At 35.7% G+C, this 12,877-nt stretch carries 9 protein-coding genes; 8 read left to right on the top strand and 1 reads right to left on the bottom strand.

Features of this window, described 5'->3' with window-relative positions; translation table 11 throughout:
- The 6 genes from HU235_RS14560 to HU235_RS14535 form a co-directional block, all read left to right on the top strand.
- The coding region (locus HU235_RS14560) for an endo-1,4-beta-xylanase (RefSeq protein ID WP_174880655.1) at window positions 1-888 on the top strand (888 nt) is incomplete at its 5' end.
- A gap of 60 nt (window positions 889-948) precedes the next feature.
- On the top strand, window positions 949-2,532 hold the full coding sequence (locus tag HU235_RS14555) for a glycoside hydrolase family 43 protein (RefSeq protein ID WP_174880654.1): 1,584 nt from the start codon (window positions 949-951) through the stop codon (window positions 2,530-2,532).
- A 54-nt stretch (window positions 2,533-2,586) separates the two neighbouring features.
- Entirely contained in the window at window positions 2,587-3,729 is a 1,143-nt protein-coding gene (locus HU235_RS14550; protein WP_174880653.1) for a glycosyl hydrolase family 8, read from the top strand.
- A gap of 393 nt (window positions 3,730-4,122) precedes the next feature.
- Entirely contained in the window at window positions 4,123-5,136 is a 1,014-nt protein-coding gene (locus HU235_RS14545; protein WP_174880652.1) for a zinc-binding alcohol dehydrogenase family protein, read from the top strand.
- Window positions 5,137-5,198: 62 nt separating this feature from the next.
- Window positions 5,199-6,032, top strand: a complete 834-nt coding sequence (locus HU235_RS14540) for an amidohydrolase family protein (protein WP_174880651.1) — start codon at window positions 5,199-5,201, stop codon at window positions 6,030-6,032.
- 49 nt (window positions 6,033-6,081) lie between these two features.
- The gene (locus HU235_RS14535; protein WP_174880650.1) at window positions 6,082-7,014 is read left to right on the top strand and encodes an aldo/keto reductase; all 933 of its coding nucleotides are present in this window, start codon (window positions 6,082-6,084) and stop codon (window positions 7,012-7,014) included.
- Between the two features lie 135 nt (window positions 7,015-7,149).
- On the opposite strand, the gene HU235_RS14530 is transcribed toward HU235_RS14535, so the two are convergent.
- Entirely contained in the window at window positions 7,150-8,166 is a 1,017-nt protein-coding gene (locus tag HU235_RS14530; RefSeq protein ID WP_174880649.1) for a LacI family DNA-binding transcriptional regulator, read from the bottom strand.
- A 756-nt stretch (window positions 8,167-8,922) separates the two neighbouring features.
- Between HU235_RS14530 and HU235_RS14525 the strand changes: the two genes are divergently transcribed.
- Both HU235_RS14525 and HU235_RS14520 read left to right on the top strand, forming a co-directional pair.
- Window positions 8,923-11,298 (top strand): glycoside hydrolase family 95 protein, encoded by a 2,376-nt coding sequence (locus tag HU235_RS14525; RefSeq protein ID WP_174880648.1) that lies wholly within the window; start codon window positions 8,923-8,925, stop codon window positions 11,296-11,298.
- 318 nt (window positions 11,299-11,616) lie between these two features.
- The coding region (locus HU235_RS14520) for a cache domain-containing protein (RefSeq protein WP_174880647.1) at window positions 11,617-12,877 on the top strand (1,261 nt) is incomplete at its 3' end.

The following is a 12,877-nucleotide window of genomic DNA, read 5'->3' as shown; positions in this document are numbered from 1 at the left end:
CATTTTAATAGTTTAACAGCAGAAAATGAAATGAAGTTTGAAAGCTTGCAACCTGAAGAGGGGACTTTTACGTTTGATAAAGCAGATCAGCTTCTATCATTTGCTAACGAAAATCATAAAAGTGTTAGGGGGCATACTCTTGTTTGGCATAATCAAACACCTGATTGGGTCTTCAAAACTAAAAAAGGAACAATCGCTGATAGATACACCCTTTTAGAACGTATGAATACCCATATTTCTACCGTAATGGAAAGATACAAAGGGCAAATTTATAGCTGGGATGTTGTGAATGAAGCTGTTGCTGATACTGGAGTTAGCCTTTTAAGAGATTCTAAATGGAAGGACATTGTTGGCGAAGATTTCATCGATAAAGCTTTTGAATATGCTCATTTGGCAGACCCTAATGCAGCGCTGTTTTATAACGATTATAATGAATCACATCCAGAAAAAAGAGAAAAAATTTATTCATTGACAAAAAGTTTAGTAGAGAAAGGTGTACCGATTCACGGAATTGGTTTACAGGCACATTGGAATATATATAGTCCTAGTTTGGATCATATTAGAGTAGCCATAGAGCGCTATGCTTCTTTAGGCTTACAAATTCATATTACTGAAATGGATGTTTCTGTATATGATGTGGACGATAAACGAACAGATGTGAAAGTTCCTACACAAGAAATGATAATCAAGCAAACCGAGCGCTACAACAGCTTTTTTGAATTATTTAGAGAGTATTCAGACGTTATTACGTCCGTTACTTTCTGGGGAGCAGCGGATGATTACACATGGCTCGATGATTTTCCTGTTCGTGGAAGAAAAAACTGGCCTTTATTATTCGATGAACATCATCAGCCTAAGCAATCCTTTTGGCAAGTGATTAATAGATAAGAGGCAAGAAAAATTTTGAACGATTTTATTTAGTACAAATGAATGAAGGAGATGTAGAGGATGAAATATCTTAATCCGATTTTACCTGGTTTTTATCCAGATCCAAGTATCGTCAAAGTAGGAGAAGATGATTTTTACTTAGTAACTAGCTCTTTTGAATATTTTCCTGCAATCCCAATTTTCCACAGTAAAGATTTACTTAATTGGAAGCAAATCGGTAGTGTACTAACAAGAGATAGTCAAGTTAACCTAAGAAATAGCAGAAGCTCTGGCGGTTTATATGCACCGACTTTGCGATATGATAATGGTACATTTTATTTAATTTCGACTGACGTATCAGGTACGGGGAATTTTTATGTAACAGCAACAGACCCTCAAGGTCCTTGGTCAGATCCGATTAAAATTCCATACGGGAATATTGATCCATCTCTCATGTTCGATGATGATGGAAAGGTTTATGTAACGGTTCAAAATGGTGCTGGGTATGAATCACATATTATTCAATATGAAATCAATATTCAGACAGGTGAGGCTTTAACTTCTCCGGTTGTCATATCGAATGGAGATGGTGGTCAATGGACTGAAGCCCCACACTTATATAAAATAAGGGGAATCTATTATCTACTCTGTGCATGTGGTGGAACAGGAGAAGATCACAGAGCGATCATCTCGAAAAGTAGCCAGCCTTATGGATCTTTTGAAATGTTAAATACGCCAATCTTGACACATAATCAAATGAACGATCATCCAATACAAAACATTGGGCATGCTGATTTTGTTGAAGATTCTAATGGGAATTGGTGGGCTGTTTTTCTTGGGACACGCCCTGTTAACCAAAAATATACGATTTTAGGAAGAGAGACGTTTTTAGCCCCTATAAATTGGACAGAAGATGGCTGGCCAATGATTGATAACAATGAGGGGATTGTTAATGGTGTTATGGAAACAACGAATCTGACTGGAAATTATAAATTAGAGGAATTCTTTCTAGATAAAGATGATTTTGAACAGGATAGGCTTGATTTAACTTGGTTTCATCTTAGAGCTAAATGTGAGAAAAACTACTCCTTAACTGATCGCAAAGGGTGGTTGAGTTTGCATGGTGGACCAGATAATTTAAGTGATGAAAAAGGCACGCCGACATTTATTTGTAAACCACAGAAACACATTAAGATGGAATTGAGTGCATTGCTTGAGTTTGAACCTGAAAATGATGGTGAAGAAGCTGGTTTATCAGTTAGGTTAAATGAAAACGCACATTATGAAATCGCGGTTAAACAAGTAAATGGAGAGAGAGTAGTTGTTGCATTAAAAACAATTCAGGGACATACAGAAGAAATGACACGTAGTTTACTTCAAAATAAAAGAATTAAATTAAGCATAATGTCTGATGATGAGGATTACCATTTTAGATTTGCAGAAGAAGGAGAAGAATGGAAGTGTCTAGGGAAAAGCCAGTTGGCATCCTTATCTAAAGAGGAAAATGGCGGATATGGAAGTGTATTTACCGGAGTATGTCTTGGTCTATATGCAACAGGAAATGGAAAAGCGAGTAGTACACCTGCATTTTTTGATTGGGTTCAATATAAAGGGGACAATGAAATTAGTCATCTATTAGCTAGTGAACTTGTAAAAAAGGGATAAATTTGCAAATACTTTGTTTATGTGATAAATAAAGTTTAGATGGGAGGAATTAAAATGTTGAACACGTCATTATTATATAACAGAACTTATCGAAACGTTTTGCGAGAATATGGATTTTCTGATGAAGCTATTAATGAAAGAGTACAAGATACATGGAATAAACTTTTTTCAGAGCAGCATCCTGATACGCAAATCTATTATCAAGTTGGAAAAGATGAAGGATACATACTAGATACTGGAAATCTAGATGTCCGAACAGAAGGTATGTCTTATGGAATGATGATGGCTGTTCAAATGGATCAAAAAAACACATTTGACCGTCTATGGAAATGGACATATAAAAACATGTATATGTCAGAAGGAGAGAATGCTGGTTATTTCGCTTGGTCTTGTAACCCAGATGGTTCAAAGCGTTCGTATGGACCAGCACCAGATGGAGAAGAATATTTCGCGTTGTCGTTATTTTTTGCCTCCCACCGCTGGGGTGATGGTGAGGGAATTTTTAATTACGGACAACATGCAAGGGACTTACTGAGAACCTGTATTCATAAAGGAGAAGAAGGAGAAGGGTTTCCGATGTGGAATCCTGAGAATAAATTGATAAAGTTTATTCCAAATGTAGAATTTACTGATCCTTCCTATCATTTACCACATTTTTATGAGCTGTTTTCATTATGGGCATATCAAGAAGATCGACAATTTTGGAAAGAAGCAGCAGACGCAAGTAGAAAGTACTTAAAAATTGCCTGTCATCCTGTTACAGGATTAGCACCAGAGTATGCATATTATGATGGAACTCCAAATAATGAAAATGGATATGGACATTTTTTCAGTGATTCTTACCGAGTAGCTTGCAACATTGGCTTAGATTATGAATGGTTTAAAGATGAACAATGTCCGATAGAAATAAATGAAAGAATTCAACAGTTTTTTGTAGATAAAGATCCTGATGATTATCGTCGCTATAAAATTTCCGGAGAACCGTTTGAAGAAAAATCACTTCATCCTGTCGGTCTTATCGCTTCAAATGCTATGGCATCACTTGCTACAACAGGTCATCATGCAAAGAAATGTGTAGAGCTATTTTGGAATACTCCTGTACGGACCGGTAATCGTAGATACTATGACAATTGTTTGTACTTTTTTAGTTTGTTGGCATTGAGCGGTAATTTTAAAATATGGATGCCAGAGGAATGATTATTCAAGAAGCAAGAACCTGTTACAAAGTCGTTTCTCTAACAATCTAGAACGGGGATTTACACTAGCAATTTCAAAGGGCCTTATTCAGTTAATAGTGTTCCACTTTTAGGTTACCTTGGTATAGAAAGTCATTTTAATAGTAAGAATAAGACTAGCAAAGAAATACCAATTTATTGATGCTAACTACTTCTCCAAAATAATATTTTTCGCTAAAAAGTGACCCTTCGTGGTCGCTTTTTTAGTTATAAATTTGAAATGGTTTGAATAAACATTATCCTGTTTAATTTGTATTGACTTATTGAATTATCGGGTGTTATCTTAATGTTATCGGTAACACGATGTTTAAGATAGGGTAAATTATTTCTAAAATTACTAAAAAGGTGGAAAAACATGAAATCTATTGTTTGTGTACAGCCTAATGTTTTGAAAGTAACCGAAAGAGAATTACCTGTTCAAAAACCAGGAGAAGCAATTGTTGCAATTAAACGAATTGGTATTTGTGGTACAGATTTACACGCATTTAAGGGGAATCAGCCTTTTTTTCAATACCCAAGGATTCTTGGTCATGAATTAGCAGGAATTATTGATTCAATTGATGAAAATTCATTTGGATTAAAAGAGGGAGACCTAGTATCAATTATTCCTTATCTAGGGTGCGGGCAATGTATTGCTTGCCGGAAAGGCAAGACAAATTGTTGCATACATATGAACGTTTTGGGCGTTCATATAGATGGGGGGATGCGTGAAAAAATATCTGTACCGTACAGTCATTTAATTAAAACGGAAGGGTTATCATTGGATCAGACTGCTGTTATTGAACCTCTAAGTATTGGTGCACATGCTGTAAGACGTGCAGAAATTCAAAATGGTGAATTTGTGCTTGTCGTTGGGGCAGGTCCTATTGGTTTAGGGGTTATGTCATTAGCTAAACAGGTAGGTGCAAGAGTAATTGCTATGGATATTAATCAAGAACGATTAGAATTTTGCCAAAAGTGGGCAAATGTCGATTACATCATCAATGCGTTACAATCTCCAATGGATGCATTAAAGGATATTACAAGTGGAGATATGCCGACGATTGTCTTTGAGGCAACTGGGAATAGTAAATCGATGACAGATTCATTCCGTTATCCAGCAAATGGAGGTAAATTGGTTTTTGTAGGTCTGATAAAAACAGATATCTTTTTTTCAGATCCGGATTTTCATGCAAAGGAACTGACATTAATGGCAAGTCGCAATGCTATAAATGAGGACTTTCATTATGTGATAAATGCTATTCAGAACGGGCAAATCGATGTAGGTGACTACATTACTCATCGGTCAGGGTTTGATCAAATAATAGATTCCTTTAAAGAATGGTTAAAGCCTGAAGAGGGTGTTATAAAAGCTATCGTGGAACTGTAAAAATACATCAATTGCTCAAATCAGTTTATTGAAAGATTACCTTAAAGAAAGGATAACAAATTATGCGAATTGATTCTCACCAGCATTATTGGAAAATAAGCAGAAATGATTATGGCTGGATAACGCCAGATATTCCGAAACTATATTGCGATTATCTCGAAAAGGATTTAAAACCACATCTTGAAAAACATAAAATTGATAAAACTATTGTCGTGCAAGCTGCACCAACATTAGAAGAAACAGAATTTATCCTCGCGCTTAGTAACGAGTCGGAAACGATAGCTGGTGTCGTTGGTTGGGTCGATATAGAAAATCCATTTTATAAAGAACAACTTAATAGATTAAGAGAAAACACTAAGTTTGTTGGCATACGGATTATGATTCAAGATATGGAGGATGCAACTAAGATTTTAGAACCAATCTATTTAGATGCCTTTTCTTATTTTTCAAAAATAGATTTACCTATAGATCTTTTAGTAAAGTCGGATCAATTGCCAGCTGTATTGAATTTATTAAAGCAAGTCCCCATACATGGAGTTATCGATCATATTGCGAAACCGGATATCAAAGCTGGAACTATGGAACCTTGGAAAAGCCAAATTGAACAAATTGCCAAATATCCTAACATGTATTGTAAACTGTCTGGTATGGTTACGGAAGCAGACCACTCAAACTGGGAAAAAGGAGATTTCATAAGCTATGTACATCACATCGTTAATACCTTTGGAATTAATCGCATCATGTATGGAAGCGATTGGCCTGTTTGTTTACTAGCAGCAAGTTATGATGAAGTGTATGAACTATTGCTGCAAACACTTCCTAAATTAACAGAACGTGAAGAAGCGAGGATTTTTGGGGAGAACGCGATCGATTTTTATCGATTAACCCTAGAATGAAAGATATGGTGGTTTTGCAACGCATACTCATAAAACGGAGGAATATTCAGTGAGATACAGAAAATTAGGGAATACCGGTTTAGATGTGTCGGTTTTAAGTTATGGAGCATCTTCTTTAGGATCTGTTTTTAGAGAGATAAATGAAACAGAAGGAATTAGAACTGTTCATACAGCTATTGATAATGGTATTAATTTAATAGATGTTTCACCTTATTATGGCTTAACTAAAGCCGAGACAGTATTAGGTAAAGCGTTAAATGAAATTTCAAGAGATAAATTTATCTTATCGACGAAAGCTGGACGCTACGGGGAAAAACATTTTGATTTTTCTAAGAAGCGTATTATGGGAAGCTTGGAAGAGAGCCTAACAAGATTACAAACTGATTATGTAGATATTCTTCTCCTGCATGATATTGAGTTTGGCTCATTTGATCAAATTATCGAGGAAGCAATTCCAGCATTACAGCAATTGAAACAGGATGGGAAAATTCGCTTCTTTGGTGTATCAGGACTACCGTTATCAATTTTTGAAAGAGTGCTTCATCAATCAGAAGTAGATGTTATACTATCATATTGCCATTATTGTTTAAATGATACTTCCTTGCTATCTCTTATTCCATTGTTGGAAGAGAAAAAAACCGGTTTGATGAATGCTTCTCCTTTATCAATGGGACTTTTGAGTTCGATGCCAGTAGCGAATTGGCATCCCGCTGATAAAGAAATTCGGATGATTTGTAAACAAGCTGCTGATTTTTGTTTAGAACATGGAGTAGATATTTCAAAGCTGGCAATCCAATTTGCCGTCCATAATAAACAAATCCCTACAACTCTAGTCAGTACTGCAAGTGAGGAAAATATGATAAAAAATATTGTTTGGACTGAAGAACCAATGGATGTTGAATTAGTAGAAAAAGTGTTAGATATTCTAAAACCTATTCATAATAAAACCTGGCCAAGTGGAAACAACGAGTATGTAAAGTAAGGATTTACATGTATTTTTGTTAGACTAGATGACGATTAACCTAATGAGAAGGTAAAAAAACACTTTCTATTAAAGCACTTATAAACCAGTAGTTTAACAAAAAGTGTTCTTAATGCTTGTGGGAGTGACTAAGTATTACTCGATTTTATGAATGGAAGATGCTCGGATATGAATGTCTGCAGGGAGGACAATTTTCCTTGCCTTCTCTGGAGCAGTTCCTTCAATTCGTTCTATTAGCAGTTGGATACCAAGATATCCAAAATTATATGCCGGTTGTTCTGCAACTGTTAGGATTGATTCACTTTCTGTATAATTTGGTATTCCATCGTAGGATACGATAGCTATTCCTTCTGGGACTTTTATTTTCAGTTTCTTTAGTGTTTTCATCGTACTCATTCCGATAAAGTTATTAGTTGCAAAAATCGCGGTTGGACGTTCAGATTCTGGTAATTCTAGTAGGTGATGTATTGCACTAGAAACATCACTATCTCGAAATTCGCTTTCCATCACTAAGTTACGGTTTAGTGGAATTCCGTGTATTTTTAATGTATCAATATATGCTTGATATCTTTCGCGAGCAGTTGACACCTCTAAAGGGCCATTAATGATCGCAATGTTTTTATGCCCTTGGGAAATGAGATGCTCCATTAACTTTCGCGTAGTTGTTTCATTATCACTAAGCACTTGATCACACTCTAAGTCTTGAATGTTGCGATCAATTAATACAAACGGGATACCATGCTTACTTAAATTCCTGATATTCCTTTTTGAGGAGTCATTAGCAGGTGCAATCAGAACCCCATCTGTTCGAGTAGAAATAAGCATTTCCATATATTTTGCTTCTTTTTCAACATTTTCATCACTATTACATAAAAGCAGCTGGTAGCCCATTTGCATAGCTTTATCTTCCGCACCACGGGCAACATTTGTGAAAAAAGGGTTTGTTATGTCTGTAACCATTAACGATAAGATTTTTGTTTTATTCGTAATTAGGTTTCTTGCTGAATTATTAGGAATATAATTTAATTCTTTAATAACAGCTTCCACCTTTTTTTTCGTTTCATCACTGATTTTTCCTGACTTATTAATAACCCTTGATACGGTCATAGCTGATACGTTCGCTTTTTTGGCGATGTCATAAATCGTTACCATAGGAATCCTCCCGAACATTACTTTGACTATCTACATATTTTAGATTATTTAACCTAAATAGGCAAGATAGTAATGTTATCGATAACACAAATTAAAAAGTATTGATTTCAAGCATCTAACGCAACCCTAATGACGTTCAGCAAAAGCTTTTGTATTATAAATTTCTGTAATATATAGTCACTTTATTTTTTTAAGAATTTTCCTCAATTTTAATTGACTTGAACGAATAGTTTGGGTTATCATCATGTTATCGATAACATGATGATAACTTCTTGTTATATCCTTATGGAGGTGAATCGATCATAAAGTTACTATACAATCAATCAGTAATTAGTAAAGTAGAAAAATCTGGTTGGCCGTAAAAATGTGTCTTAATTAATGGGTTAAGGAGCGGTATCAAGAGAGATAACAAAAAGTAATTTGGTTTTCTCAGCAAGAGGTTATGTTTGCTGACGAATTTTCAAAGATTACTAGTTTTTTTAAATATATTTGTAAGCGTTATCAAAAAAGGTGGAAATGGTGAGGGGCAGAATGAAATAATAGTTGTTGTCTATTTTTAAGGTTTTCTCTAGCAACTTTTAGTGAGAGTAGTACTTCAAACAAGTCACCTTTTAATTCAAGAAATGATGAAGTTAAACTCCATCTCACATAATGGGCTTACAACCGCACCAAGACTATGCGATAGAAAATATTAAAATGATTGATGAAAAAATCCACTAGTAAAGATTGTAGGATGCTAAAAGGGAGAGATTTATTATGAAACTACAATATAATCGACCAGCTAAGTCATGGAATGAAGCACTTCCGCTCGGTAATGGTCGTCTCGGTGCCATGGTTTTTGGAGGAATTGAGAAAGAGCATTTGCAATTAAATGAGGATACATTATGGTCAGGATCACCAAAAGATTTTAATAATTCAAAGGCAAAGGAAGTGCTTCCTAAGGTTCGAGAGCTGATTTTTGCTGGGAAATATATAGAAGCAGATCAATTATGTAAAGAGATGATGGGGCCATTTACACAATCCTATCTTCCATTAGGGGATTTGTACCTTCAATTTTACCATGGAGAACCTGTTCGATCCTATCAGAGAAGCCTTGATTTAAAAACAGGCACGAGTCATGTGGAATATAAGATTGGTGATGTCCACTATACACGTGAAATGTTTGCCTCCTTTCCGGATCAAGTTATTGCTATTCAACTTAAATCGAGTAAACAAGGCTTTTTAAGTTTTTCAGCAAATCTTGGGAGTTCGTTAAGATTTAATACTGCTCAAGACAAAAATCAGCTTGTGCTTAGCGGAACTTGTCCAGAGCATGTTGATCCTAATTATTATAGCACGGATCATCCTATCATATATGGGGACATAGATACTTCGAATGCTATGAAATTTGAAGGACGCTTAGGTGTAAAATTGGAGGATGGTTCTATTCATATTGATCATGACGGTCTTCATGTGACTGCAGCTACAGCAGTCACACTGTACTTCAGTGCTGCGACTAGCTTTAACGGCCATGAAAAATCTCCAGGGAAAGAGGGGAAGAACCCTTCCTTGGCCGTAAAGAAATTTCTAGAGAAAGCAATGACGAAATCTTTTGAAGAGTTAAGACATTCTCATACTGAAGACTATAAGTCATTATTCGATCGGGTTGAGCTCGATTTAGGACCCGCAATTGCTCCGGAAAATCTCTCCACAGATCAATGGGTATTGCATTATGGTGCAAATGATCCAAAGTTGGTGGAATTGTTGTTTCAGTATGGACGCTATTTAATGATTGCAAGCTCAAGACCAGGGACACAGCCTGCTAACCTCCAAGGAATTTGGAATCGAGAGGTAAGACCTCCATGGAGTAGCAACTATACTTTAAACATTAATGCTCAAATGAATTATTGGCCAGTTGAAATCTGTAATTTATCCGAATGTCATGAACCTCTATTGAACTATATTAAAGAATTGGCAGAAAACGGAAGGGGAACAGCATCCGTTAATTATGGGTGCAGGGGGTGGACAGCACACCATAATGCAGATATATGGCGTCAATCTGCTCCAGCCGGTGACTACGGATATGGTGACCCTGTTTGGGCTATTTGGCCATTAGGAGGAGCTTGGTTATCACAGCACCTTTGGGAACATTTTACGTTTTCAAAAAATCATTCTTATCTTCGGGAAACTGCCTATCCGATTATGAAAGAAGCAGCTCTTTTCTGTTTGGATTGGTTAATCGAAGATGAGAACGGAATTTTGGTTACTGCTCCATCTACCTCGCCTGAGCATAAATTTATGACGACAGAGGGAAAACTTGCTGCAGTAAGTATGGCAACAACAATGGATATGTCCTTAATTTGGGATTTGTTTACTAATTGCATTGAGGCAGCAGAAGTATTGAAAATAGATGAGGATTTTCGTAATGAATTAATTTCTGCTCGTGATAAATTACAGCCAATGCAAATCGGTAGCTATGGACAGCTTCAAGAATGGGTAAATGATTGGGAAGATGAAGATAACCATCATCGCCATGTTTCACATCTTTTTGGAATTTATCCTGGTCGCCAGCTGAAGGATTCTGAAAGTAGTGAACTGTTCAATGCTGCTCGAAAATCTCTTGAACGAAGGGGGGATAATGGTACAGGGTGGAGTCTAGCCTGGAAAATTTGCTTGTGGGCACGATTTAAGGATGGTGATAGGGCTTTTCAATTAATTTCTAATCTTCTTCAGCTCGTGAAAGAGGATGAATTCAACTATCAAAAGGGTGGTGTTTATTCAAATCTCTTTGATGCACACCCTCCATTTCAGATTGATGGAAACTTTGGATTTACAGCTGGTCTAGCTGAAATGCTGATACAATCACATACCGGTGAAATTCATCTATTACCTGCTCTTCCTTCTGGATGGGCAAATGGATATGTGAAGGGATTACGTGCACGTGGAGGATTTGAAGTGAATGTTAAGTGGGAAAATAATGAATTTGAAAGTGGTGAAATTTACTCCCATTTAGGAGGACCGTGTCACGTAGTGGTTGAACCATCCATTGAAGTGACTGTAGATGGACAGATTATACCTATTAAAGTAAGTACTAATAACAGGATTTCATTCGATACACAAGAAGGGAAAAAGTATTTTATTAAAAGAACATAAAATGACAAGTATCTTAGAAATTTGGAATAGAGTTAGGTTTTCACGAAAAAACTCCTAATTATCCATCACCTTGTTACCTGAAAGGGAAAAAGAATTCTTTAAGATTCACTGCATTAATTAGACAATAAGGGACCACGATATGGTCCCTTATTTTACAGTGAAAAGGTTATATTTGGACAAAATAAGCATTCTTACATTCTAAGTCACATGAAAAAGACTATCATAGCAGAACGGTAATGGCCCTGATTTTTTTAGGATTACAAACTTAAAATAGCAATATTTTCGAGAGCGCTATCTTTATGATAGGAGGAGACGTTCTTGCATTTAATGAGTAAAACAACTAAAACCTTTAGAAAGTTCTTACTATCATATCTGGTTATTCTTTTATTGCCACTTATTACTGGAATAGTGTCTTACCAAGTATCGATGGATGTTGCAAAGAAAAGTTCAATCGAGTCGAGCATGTTGATTTTAAAGAAGAGTAAAGATATTTTAGAAAGCAGATTGTTGGAGGTTGAAAGATTTACAAAACAACTAACACTCGTTGACGATTTTAATCAACATCTAATAACAGGAACAGAACCTAATTCTATAAATCTCTATAGCCTGAGTGAGACATCACGCTATATTTCAACCTATGCACATACAAATGATTTTATAGAGGACTTTTATATCTATTTAAAAAATGATCAAGTTATTTTAAAGGATGGTTACGTTTTTTTTAGATTAGATCATTTCTATGATCTTTATCATTATCATGATCTTTCCTTTGACCAATGGAAGAAAAGCTTGGAGAGAAATCATCAAGGAGAAGTTATTCCTGTTCGCCAATATACTAGTGATAGTAAAGAACTTTCTGTAGTAACCTATGTACAATCACTACCTTTAAATAGTATTAACGAACCGTTGGGAACTGTAGTGATAATAATTAATCAGAAGAAAATTGGAAATCTTTTAGAAGAGTTATCGAAGCAGTATGGAGGATGGACATTTATTGCAGATAAAGAAGGAAATCCTCTTACAATGATGGGGATTAGTGAGGATAGTACGAAAAAAGTAGTTAAAAAATTAAATGAGAAAAGCCGGTCAGTAAATCAAGAAAATGAAACCATCCTATTATCTTTACACTCAGACTTCAACGGATGGCATTATGTAGCGGGCATACCGAAGCAGGCTTTAATGGAAAAAGCAGAAACCATTAAACAAATCACGTTCGTAGTAACTTGTACCACTCTAATGATAGGAATGTTACTTTGTTTATTTCTTGCCTACCGAAATAGTACTCCAATTCATAACTTAATAAATGTGGTGAAGGAGCAAATCGGAACAGATTTATCTAAACACAAAAACGAATATGACTTTTTACATGGAAATATTGCAACACTGATAGCAAATAACGATACATTGAAAAGGGAGTTGGCAAATCAGCAGGAGTTGTTAAAGGATTCTTTTGTAAAGAGCTTATTGAATGGAGAGTTCTATTCCCAAAAAGGAATCATTAATAAGGCTAACCAATTAAATGTCTCCTTTCGAGGAAAGTATGGATATGTTTGTGTTTTAAAGATAAATGGTTATGGTG

The sequence above is a fragment of the Metabacillus niabensis genome (genome assembly GCF_902829255.1).
In the GTDB taxonomy this organism is placed as follows: Bacteria; Bacillota; Bacilli; order Bacillales; family Bacillaceae; genus Metabacillus; species Metabacillus niabensis.
Note: the sequence above shows the minus strand (reverse complement) of the source record. Positions and strands in the feature narration are given on the sequence as shown.

Bases quoted from the DNA above. Each gene is read 5' to 3' on its own strand.
- HU235_RS14555 (WP_174880654.1), top strand. From the start codon at position 949: ATGAAATATCTTAATCCGATTTTACCTGGTTTTTATCCAGATCCAAGT.
- HU235_RS14550 (WP_174880653.1), top strand. From the start codon at position 2,587: ATGTTGAACACGTCATTATTATATAACAGAACTTATCGAAACGTTTTG.
- HU235_RS14545 (WP_174880652.1), top strand. From the start codon at position 4,123: ATGAAATCTATTGTTTGTGTACAGCCTAATGTTTTGAAAGTAACCGAA.
- HU235_RS14540 (WP_174880651.1), top strand. From the start codon at position 5,199: ATGCGAATTGATTCTCACCAGCATTATTGGAAAATAAGCAGAAATGAT.
- HU235_RS14530 (WP_174880649.1), bottom strand. From the start codon at position 8,166: ATGGTAACGATTTATGACATCGCCAAAAAAGCGAACGTATCAGCTATG.
- HU235_RS14525 (WP_174880648.1), top strand. From the start codon at position 8,923: ATGAAACTACAATATAATCGACCAGCTAAGTCATGGAATGAAGCACTT.